General features: G+C 73.0%; 16 protein-coding genes. 7 read left to right on the top strand and 9 right to left on the bottom strand.

Translation table 11 applies throughout. The annotated features are described in order from the left end of the window. Positions 1–39: 39 nt before the first annotated feature. The gene (locus AY578_RS31250; RefSeq protein WP_019527248.1) at positions 40–258 is read right to left on the bottom strand and encodes a hypothetical protein; all 219 of its coding nucleotides are present in this window, start codon (positions 256–258) and stop codon (positions 40–42) included. A 93-nt stretch (positions 259–351) separates the two neighbouring features. Beyond that, a complete protein-coding gene (locus tag AY578_RS31245) occupies positions 352–825 on the bottom strand; it encodes a membrane protein (RefSeq protein ID WP_019527247.1) in 474 nt (157 codons plus the stop codon). A gap of 187 nt (positions 826–1,012) precedes the next feature. Between AY578_RS31245 and AY578_RS31240 the strand changes: the two genes are divergently transcribed. Further along, positions 1,013–2,041: a GlxA family transcriptional regulator gene (locus AY578_RS31240; RefSeq protein WP_037779394.1), complete on the top strand. Its 1,029-nt coding sequence runs from the start codon at positions 1,013–1,015 to the stop codon at positions 2,039–2,041. Here AY578_RS31240 and AY578_RS31235 read toward each other — a convergent pair. The 3 genes from AY578_RS31235 to AY578_RS31225 all read right to left on the bottom strand — a co-directional run bounded on the left by AY578_RS31235 (position 1,997) and on the right by AY578_RS31225 (position 5,145). Then, a complete protein-coding gene (locus AY578_RS31235) occupies positions 1,997–2,254 on the bottom strand; it encodes a DUF5133 domain-containing protein (RefSeq protein ID WP_136237511.1) in 258 nt (85 codons plus the stop codon). The genes AY578_RS31240 and AY578_RS31235 overlap by 45 nt on opposite strands. 159 nt (positions 2,255–2,413) lie before the next feature. Then, on the bottom strand, positions 2,414–4,183 hold the full coding sequence (locus AY578_RS31230; RefSeq protein ID WP_020700223.1) for an ABC transporter ATP-binding protein: 1,770 nt from the start codon (positions 4,181–4,183) through the stop codon (positions 2,414–2,416). A 104-nt stretch (positions 4,184–4,287) separates the two neighbouring features. After that, positions 4,288–5,145, bottom strand: coding sequence for an aldo/keto reductase (locus tag AY578_RS31225; RefSeq protein ID WP_161232401.1), 858 nt, complete (start codon positions 5,143–5,145; stop codon positions 4,288–4,290). A 220-nt stretch (positions 5,146–5,365) separates the two neighbouring features. Here AY578_RS31225 and AY578_RS31220 point away from each other — a divergent pair, with 220 nt between their 5' ends. From AY578_RS31220 to AY578_RS31205, 4 genes are all read left to right on the top strand, one after another. Then, positions 5,366–5,782 carry a VOC family protein gene (locus AY578_RS31220; RefSeq protein ID WP_019527242.1) on the top strand — a complete coding sequence of 139 codons (417 nt, stop codon included), beginning with the start codon at positions 5,366–5,368 and terminating at the stop codon, positions 5,780–5,782. A gap of 132 nt (positions 5,783–5,914) precedes the next feature. Next, complete coding sequence (locus AY578_RS31215) at positions 5,915–6,805, top strand: Gfo/Idh/MocA family protein (protein ID WP_019527241.1); 891 nt, start codon at positions 5,915–5,917, stop codon at positions 6,803–6,805. A 316-nt stretch (positions 6,806–7,121) separates the two neighbouring features. Continuing rightward, entirely contained in the window at positions 7,122–8,327 is a 1,206-nt protein-coding gene (locus AY578_RS31210; RefSeq protein ID WP_019527240.1) for a glycoside hydrolase family 64 protein, read from the top strand. A 208-nt stretch (positions 8,328–8,535) separates the two neighbouring features. Beyond that, positions 8,536–8,742 carry a hypothetical protein gene (locus tag AY578_RS31205; protein WP_019527239.1) on the top strand — a complete coding sequence of 69 codons (207 nt, stop codon included), beginning with the start codon at positions 8,536–8,538 and terminating at the stop codon, positions 8,740–8,742. Positions 8,743–8,849: 107 nt separating this feature from the next. On the opposite strand, the gene AY578_RS31200 is transcribed toward AY578_RS31205, so the two are convergent. The 3 genes from AY578_RS31200 to AY578_RS31190 all read right to left on the bottom strand — a co-directional run bounded on the left by AY578_RS31200 (position 8,850) and on the right by AY578_RS31190 (position 11,882). Next, a complete protein-coding gene (locus AY578_RS31200) occupies positions 8,850–9,332 on the bottom strand; it encodes a DUF5709 domain-containing protein (protein ID WP_019527238.1) in 483 nt (160 codons plus the stop codon). Between the two features lie 125 nt (positions 9,333–9,457). Then, on the bottom strand, positions 9,458–10,951 hold the full coding sequence (locus AY578_RS31195) for a hypothetical protein (protein ID WP_258906590.1): 1,494 nt from the start codon (positions 10,949–10,951) through the stop codon (positions 9,458–9,460). Positions 10,952–11,150: 199 nt separating this feature from the next. Then, on the bottom strand, positions 11,151–11,882 hold the full coding sequence (locus tag AY578_RS31190; protein ID WP_258906589.1) for an HAD family hydrolase: 732 nt from the start codon (positions 11,880–11,882) through the stop codon (positions 11,151–11,153). Between the two features lie 93 nt (positions 11,883–11,975). On the opposite strand from AY578_RS31190, the gene AY578_RS31185 reads away from it, so the two are divergent. Beyond that, a complete protein-coding gene (locus AY578_RS31185) occupies positions 11,976–12,623 on the top strand; it encodes a nucleoside/nucleotide kinase family protein (protein ID WP_019527235.1) in 648 nt (215 codons plus the stop codon). Positions 12,624–12,693: 70 nt separating this feature from the next. Then, complete coding sequence (locus AY578_RS31180; RefSeq protein ID WP_019527234.1) at positions 12,694–13,197, top strand: GNAT family N-acetyltransferase; 504 nt, start codon at positions 12,694–12,696, stop codon at positions 13,195–13,197. Between the two features lie 133 nt (positions 13,198–13,330). On the opposite strand, the gene AY578_RS31175 is transcribed toward AY578_RS31180, so the two are convergent. Continuing rightward, the gene (locus AY578_RS31175) at positions 13,331–13,744 is read right to left on the bottom strand and encodes a DUF3662 domain-containing protein (protein WP_019527233.1); all 414 of its coding nucleotides are present in this window, start codon (positions 13,742–13,744) and stop codon (positions 13,331–13,333) included. Positions 13,745–13,772: the final 28 nt, after the last annotated feature.

The raw sequence follows: 13,772 nt of genomic DNA, 5'->3' as shown, positions 1-13,772 counted from the left end.
GCTGTGTGCGCCGCGCCGACGCGGGGGTGTGTACGTGGGTCAGTGCGGCCGGGGTCCGGGCAGCAGTGCCGCGCGCTGCCAGCCGTTGCCAGGGGCCTGCTGCGGCCGGTCGAGGCCGGGGCCGTAGCCGGGCGACCGCAGCGGCCGCATGACCGACTCCAGTTCCCTGGACACGCGTTCGGCCTCGCGGCGGACCTGTGCGGGCACGTCGCCGCACTCCGCGATGAGTCGGTCGTAGATGGGGGAATCCTGGAACACCCGACAACGTGCCTTTCTGCTCGGCGTCCCCGGTGCGGGGCCGCGAGTGCCGAGTGTATGCGGCCAACGGGGGTGAAGTGCGCGTTCCGGGCGTCAGGCGCCCGTCGTGGAGCCGGGCCGCACAATCATCAGGACGGTGACGGTCGCCCAGAGCAGGTTGAACACGCCGGTGAACATGGCGAGTTGGACGGTGCTGCGATGGTCGACGGGCCGTCGCTCGGTCACCTGCGCGACGAGTTCGTCCTGACGGGGGAGCACAAGGGCGAAGAGCGTACCGGCGGCCACCGCGGTGAGGACGATCGAGGCGACGAGCCACGCGTCGCCGAGGACGCCCATCGCGAGACCGGTCGCGAGGCCCAGCACCGGTACGAGCGCGCCGAGTCCGGCGTAGACGCGGCAGATCCGGTGGAGCAGTTCCACGGTGCCGGCCGCGCGCGGGCCGGGGTCGGTCCCGTCCGCCGGGGCGGCGCGGCGCGCGGCCGGCGGGAACATGCTGGCGGCGACGGTCACCGGACCGACGGCGACGATGGCGGCCAGAACATGGAGGGACAGGAGCAGCTTGGTCACCGGGGCTCTTTCCTTGCAGGACGAAGTGATCGGCGGGATGCCGGGCTCACGCTAGGCCCCGTCGCGGCGGCCGGACAGCGGCTGGATCGACAGTTATCCACGGATTCCCGCCAACAGCCCCGACCAGGCACGCCGTACGCAGGACCGGGTCAGGACGAGTGGCGGGAATCCGCCTAGGGTGGCGTTCATGCACTCCGTGGCGATCCTCGTACTGGACGGTGTGGTGCCGTTCGACATGGCGGCCCCCATGCAGGTGTTCGACTTCACGCGGCTGCCCGACGGCCGGCGTCCGTACCGCGTCCGGCTGTGCGCCGAGCGGCCTGAGGTGGCCGCGGACGGCGGCTTCGCACTGCGCATCGACCGCGGTCTCGAGGCGCTGGCGGACGCCGACACGGTGATCGTGCCGGGGCGCGCCGCGCACTCGCCGCCGCCCTCCCCCGCGGTGCTCGCGGCGCTGCGGAAGGCGGCCGCGGCCGGCACGCGGATCGCGTCGGTGTGCGTGGGCGCCTTCGTGCTGGCGGAGGCGGGCCTGCTGGACGGGCTGCGCGCCACCACGCACTGGGTGGCCGCCGAGGAGTTCGCGCGCGCGTATCCGCGGGTGCGGGTGGAGCCGGACGTGCTCTACGTGGACAACGGGCGGATCCTCACCTCGGCCGGCGCCGCCGCCGCGCTGGACATGTGCCTGCACATGATCCGCCGTGACGTCGGGTCGGCGGTGGCGGCGAACGCGGCGCGGATGTCGGTGATGCCGCTCGAACGCGAGGGCGGGCAGGCCCAGTTCATCGTGCACGAGCATCCACCCGTGCCGCGCGGCTCGGACCTGGAGCCGCTGCTGGAGTGGATCGAGGACAACCTGGCGCACGAGGTGACGCTCGCCGCGATGGCGGCGCGGGCCGGGATGAGCGAGCGCACCTTCAGCCGCCGCTTCCGTGAGCAGACCGGCACCACGCCGCTGCAGTGGCTGCTGCGGGCCCGGGTGCGGCGCGCCCAGTACCTGCTGGAGAACAGCGACCACACGATCGAACGGATCGCCCAGCAGGCGGGGTTCGGGTCGCCCACGGCGTTCCGTGAGCGGTTCCGCAAGGTGGTGGGCACGACCCCGTACGCCTATCGCCGGTCGTTCCGGGGCGGGCGCGCCGCGGCCGTCCGGGCGGACGGCGGGGTCCCGGGCTCAGACGGCCAGCGACAGGCCGCTCTCCCCGTCCTCCTCGGGTGACCGGCGGAGGTCCGTCCGGGCCCGGGTGAGCAGGTCGTCGGCGCGCGCGACGGCGTCGTGGATGCCGGCCGTGCCCATCGTCACGCACAGCCGGCGGGTGACGTCCTCCAACTCCTCGGCCACCGCCGCCGTGTGCCGTTCCGCCTGCGCGATCCGCAGCGTCGCATACCGCGTCAGCAGTTGCCTGACGACCTTCGGATCCGGTGCGAGCACGTGGCTCCCCTCTCGTGTTTTCGGTCCGCATGCCCGAAGACGACGAAACCACGCACATCCCGCGCCCTACTGTTCGAAAATGACCGAAAACATTCGCTCTGCGACCGGACAGCCCGGGGCGCCCGGGCCGCCCGGGCCACGCAGGGCAAGAATGGCGCCTCAGGCCACCTGCCCGCTGTGCAACGCCGTGTACGCGCCTCCCCGCCGCAGCAGCTCCTCGTGCGTGCCGACCTCCTGGATCGCCCCGTCGGCCATCACCACGATCCGGTCGGCCCCGCGCACGGTGGACAGCCGGTGCGCGACGACGAACGTGGTCCGCCCGCGCAGCAGCCGGGCCAGCGCCTCCTGCACCAGCGCCTCCGAGCGGGTGTCCAGGGCGGATGTCGCCTCGTCCAGCACCAGCACCTTGGGGTCCCGGATCAGGGCGCGGGCGATGGCGAGCCGCTGGCGCTGACCGCCCGACAGCCGTGCCCCGCGTTCCCCGACGAGGGTGTCCAGGCCCTGCGGCAGCCGGTCGACGAACTCCAGCGCGTTGGCGTCGCGCAGCGCGGCCCGCACCGTCTCCTCGTCCGCGTCGTCCATGCCGTAGGCGACGTTCTCCCGCACGGTGCCGTCGAAGAGGATGGACTCCTGGGGCACCACGGACAGGAAGCGCCGGTAGGTGCGCAGGTCCAGGGTGTTCATGTCGGTGCCGTCGACCAGCAGCCGGCCGGAGGTGGGGCGGATGAACCCGATGACGAGGTTGAGCACCGTGGACTTGCCCGCCCCGGACGCGCCGACCAGGGCGACGGTCTCGCCCGGTGCGACGTCTAGGGTGAAGTCCCGTACGGCGGGGCGGTCGTCGCCGTCGTAGGCGTGCCCCACGCCCTCGAAGGTCACCGCGCCGCGCAGCGCGGTGAGTTCGGCCTTGCCCTCGTTGTCCTCCAGCTCCGGCGCCTGCAGCACCTCGCCGACCGAGCGCACGGACTCCAGCCCCTTGGTGATGACGGGGGCCAGACCCGCCAGCGTGGTGGTGGAGTTGGTGAGCGTGGTCAGGAAGGCGCTGAGCATCACCACGTCGCCGGGGGTGACGCCCCAGACGTCGTAGTACGACACCAGGGCGGCGCCGGCCAGCACCATCACGCCGACCACGTTGAGCACCACCCACGCCAGCGAGCCGAACCGCCCGTTGACCAGGTCGAGACGCATCCCGGAGGTGAGCAGCCGGTCGAGGGTGCCGTGCATGCGGCGCAGCGCCTTGCCCTCCAGTCCGTGGGCGCGGGTGACGGGGATCAGCCGGGTCATCTCGGTGACACGGGAGGACAGTGTCTCCACCTCGTGCCGGAAGTGCTCGTTGTGGGTGCGCAGGCGGGCCCTCAGCCGGGCGACGAGCAGGGCCGCTGCGGGCACGACGACGAGGAAGACGGGCAGGAACTCGGGGGTGCGCACGCCGATGATGACCAGCCCGCCGGCCAGCACGGTGAGCGCGCCGAGCCCGGTCTCCGCGGTCTGCTGCACCATCTGCTCGACGGTCTCGACGTCGCGGACCACCTTGGCCTGGAGCACGCCGGCGCTGACCCGGGAGTGGTAGCCGATGGAGAGCTGCTGCATCCGCGTGCACAGCGCGGAGCGCAGGGCGGTGCCCATGCGGCGGACGCTGCCGTAGAGGAGGCGGACGTACAGCACGTGCAGCGGGTAGTTGACCAGCAGGATGAACATGATGACGCCGGTGCTGGTCCACAGCCGGGAGACCGGCTGGTGCTGGACGACGGTGTCGATGATGGACGCGGTGATCAGCGGCAGCAGCCAGACGGGGCTGTGCTTGACGGTGAAGACGACGACGGCCGCGGCCAGCCGGGCGCGGTCCGCGCGGAACAGGTAGCCGAGCGTGCGAACGGGATGCTCGCCCCGGTAGCGGTGGTCCAGCGGTCTCATCTGCGGCGATGCCATGGGCGGTGGTCCTCCCCCTGTGAAGCGCCGCCCCGGGCGGATCGCGGCGCACGAACGGCGCCCGGCGCCCGCCAAGGGGCGCCGGGCGCGGGTGGTACGGCCTCTCAGGCCGCGTCGAGCTCCGCGATCTCCTCGGCGCTCAGCTCGAGGTCGGCGGCGCGCACGGAGTCCTGGACGGACTCGGGGCGGCTGGCGCCCGGGATCGGCACGACGACGGGCGACTTGGCGAGCATCCAGGCGAGGCACACCTGGTGCGCGCTCACCCCGTGCTTCTGCGCCACGCGCGCGAACGGCGCGTAGGTGGAGCCGAGTTCGCCGGCCCTGGAGATGCCGCCGAACGGGCTCCAGGGCAGGAAGGCGACACCGAGCTCGTCGCACAGCTCCAGCTCCTGCTCACTGGAGCGGAAGGCGGGCGAGAACTGGTTCTGCACGGAGACGAGACGCCCGCCGAGGATCTCCTGGGCCTGGCGGATCTGCTCGGGGTTCGCGTTGGAGATGCCCGCCATGCGGATCTTGCCCTCGTCGAGCAGGTCACGGATCGCGCCGACGGACTCGGCGTACGGGACGTCGGGGTCGGGCCGGTGGAACTGGTAGAGGCCGATCGCCTCCACGCCCAGCCGGCGCAGGGACGCCTCGCAGGCCCGCTTCACATGGTCCGGACGCCCGTCGAGGGTCCAGCTGCCGTCGCCGGGGCGCAGATGCCCGCCCTTGGTGGCGACCAGGACGTCTCCGCCCCGCTCGTGGGTGGAGAGCGCCTTGGCGATCAGGGTCTCGTTGTGCCCCACCTCCCCGGCGTCCCGGTGGTAGGCGTCCGCGGTGTCGATCAGGGTGACACCGGCGTCCAGGGCGGCGTGCAGGGTGGCCAGCGAACGGGACTCGTCGGGCCGCCCCTCGATCGACATGGGCATCCCGCCCAGCCCGATCGCGGACACCTCGACCTCACCGATACGTCGCGTGTGCATGTGCGCGAAGCCCCTTCCGGCTGTCGTGCTGGCGTTCGTGGAAAGCGCATACCAGCCTTGCCGCAGGGTGCCCGGAAATCCAACAGGGAAATCCGAACGCATTCATCGGGCCGGTCGCTGAATCGGCCCGGCCCGCACCGGCCCTGTTCACCGCGCGCCCCTCCGCCCCCGGCGATACGCTGCGCGAAACCGACCCTTTGCCCCCGTACCGGAGGTTCCGATGGCCCCGCTGCTCAATCCGTACCTCACCTTCGACGGCAACGCCCGGCAGGCGATGGAGTACTACAAGGAGGTCTTCGGCGGGGAGCTGAACCTGCACACCTTCGGGGAGATCGGCGGCTCGGCCGGTGAGGAGTTCGCCGACAAGATCATGCACGCCATGCTCACCACCCCCGACGGCTTCACGCTCATGGGGTCGGACGGGCCTCCCGGCATGAAGTACGCCCCCGGCAACAACTTCGCCGTGAGCCTCAGCGGCGAGGAGGAGGACACGCTGCGCCGCTACTGGGAGAAGCTGTCCGACGGGGGTCAGGTGTCGGTGCCGATGGAGCGGCAGATGTGGGGCGACATCTTCGGGATGTGCACGGACCGGTACGGCGTCCCGTGGCTGGTGGACATCGGCACCCCGCGGGGCTGAGACACGGCCCGGCCGGCCGGCGGTTGACACCGCGTTCCGGCGGGGATCATCGTGCAGGCCTGGCGCGCGCCGGCGGGGCGCGGCGCGGAGACGGGCCCGGCGGCGCGAGGCGGCCCGGGGAGAGGCGGCGGCATGCGGATCGGACTGCTCGGCACCGGACCCTGGGCGCGGGCGGCACACGCCCCCGCGCTGGACGCACACCCCGGCCTGGACTTCGTCGGTGTGTGGGGCCGCAGGCCCGAGGCCGCCGGTGAGCTGGCCGCGGTGCACGGCGTCCGGGCGTACGACGACGTCGACGCTCTGCTCGCCGACGTGGACGCCGTCGCCGTCGCGCTGCCGCCGGCCGTACAGGCGGAGCTGGCGGTGCGGGCCGCGCGGGCGGGCCGCCATCTGCTGCTCGACAAGCCGCTCGCGACGACGGTGGCGCAGGGGCGCGCGGTCGTGGAGGCCGTCGACGCGGCGGGCGTGGCGTCCGTGGTCTTCTTCACCACCCGCTTCCAGCCGGAGCCGCAGGCCTGGATCGAGGAACAGGCGCGCGTGGGCGGCTGGTTCACCGGGCGGGCGCAGTGGCTCGGCGCGGTGTTCACCTCCGAGGACAGCCCCTTCGCCGCCTCGCCCTGGCGGCAGGAGAAGGGCGCCCTGTGGGACGTCGGCCCGCACGCCCTGTCCGTGCTGCTGCCGGTGCTGGGCGAGCCGCGCCGGGTGACGGCGGCGGCGTACGGGCCCGGTGACACCGTGCATCTCGTGCTGGACCACTCCGGCGGGGCGTCGAGCAGTACGACGCTGAGTCTGACCGCTCCCCCGGCCGCGGCGGGCGCCATGGTGGAGCTGCGCGGCGAGTCCGGGGTGACCCAGCTGCCGGAGGCCCGGGGGGACGCCGTCCCGGCGCTCGGCCGGGCCGTGGACGCGCTGATCTCCGCGGCCGGCTCGAAGGAGCCGCACCCGTGCGACGCGCGGTTCGCCTTCACCGTCACCCAGATCCTCTCCACCGCGGAGACGCTGCTGCACAGCGGCACCCACTGAGAGCCGGCCGGCCAGCGCGGATCGACACCCTGCGGAGTGCGGCCGGTGCGGTGCGTGCACGGCCCGCTCCTCGTGGCTTAAACGATCCTTAAGGACCGGTTAAGCGATCGTGCGCGCTTTGTCGTCCATTGAAGTAGCCGCAGGTCAGGGCGTGTTGGGGACAAGTCGGACCCGTTGGCGGGCCCGGTCCTGGTCCCTACCATCGGTGCCGCGTGCCGGTCCCGACGCACGGTCTGAGAGCGCTCTCACTCGCTCCCGGACCGGTCGGCCGGTGTGCCCCCACCGCAATCGCACGAGCACTCTGGAGACCCCCCACATGACTCCTCGGCACCAGCGCACCCTCGGCCGCCGCAAGCTGCTCTTCGCCCTCGGCGGAGCCGCCGTGGCACTGCCCGCGGCCGCGGCGATCGCCCCCCACGCCCTCGCCGGCCAGTCCGGTGAGGGCGGGTCCGGCACGAAGGCGGCCGCCTCGCTGCCGCTGACGATCGTCAACGGCAGCGGCTCCTTCGACAACGCCTCGGTGCACCTGTACGTCGTGGGCAACGCCGACGGCCGCCAGGTCCGCCTCACCCCCGACGGCACGCTCGCCCCCATCGACCTGGCCGACAACGGCGAGGACGGCTTCACCGACTACGCGATCAGCCTCAGCGGCAACGAGACAACGCTGTCACTGCCGTACATGTCCGGCCGCATCTACGTCGCGCTCGGCGAGAAGCTGAAGTTCAAGGCCGTCGCGGACGGCAACGGCGCGGCCGCGCTGCAGTACCCGGCCGGCTGGGTCTCCTCGGACCCGAACTTCGGCGTGCTGCACGACTGCGCGGAGTTCACGTACAACTCCGCCGGCCTGTTCTGCAACACCACCATGGTCGACATGTTCAGCGTGCCGCTAGCCATCCGGCTCACCGGCGCCGACGACCAGACCACGGGCACGGTCCGCCCCGGGGGCCGCGCCGCCGCGTTCGCCGCCGTCAAGGGCGCCGAGGGCTTCGGCCGGCTGGTGGTCGACGACACCCGGATCATCGCGCCCGGGCACGGCCTGGACGCCGGGCTGTTCGCCGAGGACTACTTCGCCCCGTACATCGACGAGGTGTGGAGCACGTACACCGGCCGGGATCTGAAGGTCACCACCAATGCCGGCACGTTCACCGGGCGGGTGCGCGGGGACCGGTTCACCTTCGACGGACCCGCGCAGGTCGCGTTCGACAAGCCGTCCACCCGGGACGTGCTGTTCTGCGACGGCGCCCTGGCGGCCCCGAACGACGGCACCACGGGTCCGGTCGCCGCGATCCTGGGCGCCGGCTTCAACCGCTCGACGCTGCTCAGCCACCCCGAGCAGCCCACCGCCGACCCCGCGGAGTTCTACCTGACCGAGCTGACCAACCACTACGCGAAGGCCATGCACGCGGCCACCGAGGACGGCAGGGCGTACGGCTTCGCCTTCGACGACGTGGCGGACTTCGCCTCGTACATCCAGGACACGGCGCCCACCGCGCTGCGGCTGACGCTCACTCCCTTCGAGTGAGTCCGGCTACCGGGTGAGCAGGTTTCCCCGGGGCGGGGCACGGTACTCCGGCATGCACGGGGAGGCCCCGCACCCGGGGCCTCGGACGCTCGACGGCGGGCGCCGGGGCGCTCCGGATGCACGGCGGGCCTCCGCGGTGAAGGCTGAATACGCAACCCGGCGCCCGGCGCCGGGCCGTATCAGCGATCCGGACCCGAGGAGCCCGAAGATGTCGACGTCCCAGCCCGACGCGTCCCGGCAGAGCGAGGACCGCGCCACCCCGGACAGCCTGCTCCACACCCGCACCGGCGCCGAGGTGTCGCCGGAAGACCTGGTTCTCGCCAGCGGCAAGGACCTCACCCCGCAGAACATCGAGTGGGCCAGGAGGAAGCTGGCCGAGGAAGGTCCCTCCGCGATGGAGAAGATCCTTCCGTAGACCGCCGCACGGCCCGGTCCCCGCTCCCTCGGCAGCGGGACGCCGTCGGGCCCGGCGCACGCGCTGTGCGCCGGGCCCGACGGCGTTCGTACGGGTGATCGGAGCGCCTAGTAACGGTCGTCGGGGAGTTCCGTCTCGTCCTCCACCACGTGCATGGCGGCTTCCTCCGCGCCCGCCGCGCCGCCGTCGATGCCGACGTCGTCGGCGACGGACTCCTTGGTGGTGTCGGTGTGCACGCCCTCGTCCGGCGCGACCAGGCGTCCCGCACGGGCGGCGCCCGCCTCGGGATCGACCGGCTCACCCTCGCCGTCCGGCAGGTCGCCCACTCCGTCGCCGGCCTCCGCGGCGGGGTCCGGCACCTCCTGGGCCAGCCGTTCGTCGAGGGTCTCCCCGTCGTGCTGCTCGGCGGCCGTGACGCCGTGCTTGACGACGCCCACCGGCTTCTCCGGCGGTGAGTAGCCCTGGTCGAGCAACTCGTCGTAGTCGGGCTCGTCGAGGGCGTCCTGCAGGTCGAGCGGGGCGCCATCTTCCTGCTGCTCGTTGTCCCCGGTGGGCTGGTAGACGTCGTCCCCCATCGGTTCGGAGCCCATGGCGTCCTCCCTGTCGTGCTGCGTCGTGCTGCGCCGGCCCGTGCCGACGCGGTGTCCGGTCCGCGTTTCCCGTGAGGCGGTCTCTAACCCCGTGAGCCGCCCGGCCTGCGGGAAAACCCCGGATCTCACTCCCGCCGCGGGTCCGGGGCGGGCGCGACGCGGACGTCGTAGTCCTCGACGCGGTGGACGGGCCAGGAGCGCGCGTAGCCGTTGGGTCTGCTGCCGACGCGGGTGATCTCGGCGACCGGGACGCGTTCGGCGGTGCGCCGGATCTCCTCGGCCGTCATGTTCTCGTTGTTGCCGGCGGTCGCGCCGGAGGAGCAGCCCGTGTAGTAGCCGATGGGGATGGATTCGTGGCCGGTGATCAGGCAGGGCGGGGTGACGCCGAGCCGGTGCAGTCCCTCGGCGGTGCGGGCCCAGTCCGCGCGGGAGGCGGCGGAGCGGTTCGCCGTGTGCACCGCCACGGTCAATTGGACCGCCAGATGGCCCGCGAGGCCCACCGCGGCCACCGTCCGCAGGACCGTGCGCCACCGTCCGCGCGGCGCCGTGACCAGGTGCCACAGGGCGTCGGCGACGGGGATCGCGAGCAGTGCGTAGGCGGGCTGGAGGAAGCGCGGCGCGGCGTAGCCGATGGTGAACAGGTACGGCAGCGCGGCGGTGGCGGCGCAGGCCAGCGGCACGGCGGTGCGCAGGGCGCGGCCGGCCCGTACGGCGACGACCAGGCCGAGCACGGCGAGCACCGGCAGCACGAACCACCACAGCGTGATCACCGGGTGGGGCATCTCGCCGGTGCAGGGGCGGCACAGGGCGCGTCCGCCGAGGCTGCGGAGCTGGTCGTCGACGGCCATGTGGAGGCCGAGTCCGCCCTGGATGCGGGACGCCTCGGCGAGCCGCTCGGAGAGGCCTCCGTACGACGCGTACGCCTCGATCACCCACGGCACCCCGCCGGCCAGCAGACCGCCGACGACGGCCGCCAGGAGGCGTGGGCGCCACCACACCGCCGCGAGCACGAGCAGCGGGATCGTGACCCACACGGCGTCGGTGGGCCGCATCAGGGCCATGAGCGTGGCCCCGGCGACGACGGTCCACAGCAGGCCCGTGGACGAGGGGTCCTCGCGGTGGCGCAGGAACGCCCCCACCGCGGCGAGCGCGCCCACGGCCACCCAGTAGTTGGGCATGGCCTGGGGACCGTAGAAGAGGGTCACCCAGAGGGAGGCGAAGAAGGCGCCGGCGACGACCAGCACACGGGTGGGGAACAGGCCGCGCCAGACGCGCAGGGCGAGGTACAGGCCGAGTCCGGACAGCAGCGCGAGGTAGATCCGCAGCAGCACGGTGGAGTCGGACCAGGACGCGACGGGCGCGACCAGCAGGGAGACACCACGGGAGCGCGGGGCGCTGAAGAAGGCGGCCGGGTGGTGGGTGGTGACCTGGCTGGTGTAGACGATCTCGTCCCAGCCCATGCCCAAGGTCGGCCGGATCACGACCAGTTGAGTCAGGGTGAAGACGGCCGCGAGCACCGCGAGCGGCCATGCGTCGCGCGCTGTCTTCGGGCCGGCCGGCCGTGAGCGTTCCTCGCTCCGCCGGGTGACGGTCGGCGGGGCGCCGGCGCCGTGGGTCATCGTCCGTCCTTCGCTGCCGCCGGTGTGGAGTGCCATCCCCCACCATGGGCCCCATGGGACCCACGTCTTGAGGAAGACGGATATGAGGGAATCATGGCCAAAGCTATCCCGCACCGGCGGGGTACGCAGGCGGTGTACGGCCGAAAATCGTCTGACCGTACTGTCAGTGCGGGTGAGGGGCGCCGTTGCCGGTCACCCGTCACCCCCCGAGCTCCGACAGGTCGCTGACGACCCGGTCGGCGCCGTGCGCGTACAGGGCGTCGGCCTGACCGACGCGGTCCACGCCGACGACGTACCCGAACCCGCCGGCGCGTCCGGCGTCCATGCCGGCCATCGCGTCCTCGAACACCGCGGCCCGCGCGGGCTCCACGCCCAGTTCGCGGGCGGCGGCAAGAAAGGTGTCGGGCGCGGGCTTGCCCGGCAGGCCCCGCTCGGCGGCGACCACCCCGTCGATCCGTACGTCGAAGAGGTCCTCTGCGTCGATGGAACGCAGCACGTCACGGCAGTTGGCGCTGGAGGAGACGATCGCGGTGCGCAGGCCCCGGGCGCGCACGGCACGCAGATAGCGCAGGGTGCTGTCGTAGGGCTCCACGCCGTCGGTGCGGATCTTCGCGAGCAGCAGTTCGTTCTTGCGGTTGCCCAGCCCGTGCACGGTGGCGGCGGCCTGCGGGTCGTCAGGGCCCCCCTCGGGCAGCTCGATGCCCCGCGAGGCGAGGAAGGTGCGCACCCCGTCGGCGCGCGGCCTGCCGTCCACGTACGCGTCGTAGTCGGCGGCGGTGAAGGGCGCGAAGCCCTCGCCGTCCCGCTCGCGCAGGAAGGCGTCGAACATCTCCTTCCACGCGGCTGCGTGCACCACGGCCGTGTTCGTCACGACGCCGTCGAGGTCGAAGAGGCACGCCTCGATGTGTTCGGGCAGACCGAGATCCGTCATACCGTCACGGTTCCCCGTGCGGCGGGGGCGGTGGGCGGCGCGGGGGCCACACGGGTGGCGGGGTGCGGCTTCCCGGGTGACACACTCTGCTGTGTGGCGCTGACCTTCGACGACCTCCTCCGCCGCGCCCGCGCCCTCCCCCGGGACGGGCGGCGCGCGATCCTCGGCATCGCCGGAAGCCCCGGCGCGGGCAAGTCCACGCTCGCGGAACGCCTGGTCCGTGAGCTGAACGGCACGGGTGAGCCGAGGGTGGCGTACGTCCCCATGGACGGCTTCCACCTGGCCGACGCGGAGCTGGAGCGGCTGGGCCGCCGGGACCGCAAGGGCGCTCCCGACACCTTCGACGCGGCCGGGTACGCGGCGCTGCTGCGACGGCTCCGGGACGAGACCGGGGCGGGCGAGGTGGTGTACGCCCCCGCCTTCGAACGCGAGCTGGAGCAGCCGCTGGCCGGGGCGATCCCCGTGCACCCGGACGCGCGCCTCGTCGTCACGGAGGGCAACTACCTGCTGCTCGACACCGGGGCATGGGCGCGGGTGCGCCCGCTGCTGGACGAGGTGTGGTTCTGCGCGGCGGACGAGGAGCGGCGGGTGCGGCGGCTCGTCGCCCGTCACGAACGGTTCGGCAAGTCGCACGAGGAGGCGGCCGCCTGGGTGGAGCGCTCCGACGAGCGCAACGCGGCCCTGGTGGCGGCCACCCGGGACCGCGCGGACCTGGTGGTGCCGGTGGAGGAGCTGACCTGACGGCCGGGTCCGTGTCCGGCCGGCGGAACCGGTTGGACGCGGAGGCGTCCCGCACAGCAGGCTCTCTTCCATGATCAGAGCAGCCACCGTGCACGACGTCCCCGAGATCCACGCCATGATCCGCGAACTCGCCGCCTACGAGAAGGCCGCCGAGCAGGCCCGCGCCACCCAGGACCAGCTGCGCGCCGCGCTGTTCGGCGAGCACCCGGCCGCGTCCGTCCTCGTCGCCGAGGACGACACCACCGGCGACGTCGTGGGCTTCGCGCTGTGGTTCCCGCGCTTCTCGACCTGGACCGGCACGCGCGGCATGCACCTGGAGGACCTGTACGTCCGCCCGCACACCCGGGGCGCCGGGCACGGCAAGGCGCTGCTCGCCGCGCTGGCGGCCATCTGCCGGGATCAGGGCTTCGAGCGGTTCGAGTGGGTCGTGCTGGACTGGAACCAGCCGGCGATCGCCTTCTACAAGTCCCTGGGCGCGGAGCTGCTGGAGGAGTGGACGGTGTGCCGGCTGACCGGCGGCGCGCTGGAGCAACTGGCCGATCAGGCACCCCCTTTGGCGCAAACGGCACGGTGACGCGTGCCGGGCGTGCGTCGGTGCCGGAGTGGGGCGCATGAGGCGACAGGTGACCGTGGGCACGGCGGTGGGGCGTGCCCGTGCTGGTCGTCCTGCTGCTGGGGCAGATGGCCGTGGCGATGGTGACGGCCGCTCAGCCGTCTGCGGGCTGGGCGGCGCGTTGGAAGCCGACCGCGCTCACGTGCCGCATGACCGTACTCACCACGCGGTAGCGGCCGTTGGGCACCTCGGCGGAGCGGCGGACGTGCACGGTGAGCGGGCCGGCCCACTCGTAGCCGTGGCGGGCGGCGTGCCGGGCCAGCCGGTCGGTGAGCACCTGGCCCACGCTGTCGCCGCGCCGGGTCAGCTCCTCGTGCACGGGGGCGGACAGTTCGACGTCGTAGGCGTTGGGGACCATCACCCGCCCTGCTCGGCACACCACCGCGTTGCTGTCGCACTCGCGCCGCAGGGCGTCGACGAGTTCGAGCGGATCACGCCCGGACATCCGTGCCCACAGGGCCTCCCATCGGTTCTCCAGTGCCGTTTCCAGCGCGCTGAGTGCGCTCATGCTGTCACCTGCCGAAACTCGGTCGCGT

Origin of the sequence: Streptomyces thermocarboxydus, assembly GCF_024760485.1 — a bacterium.
Classification (GTDB): Bacteria; Actinomycetota; Actinomycetes; order Streptomycetales; family Streptomycetaceae; genus Streptomyces; species Streptomyces cellulosae.
This window is presented reverse-complemented; position numbering and strand designations above follow the sequence as displayed.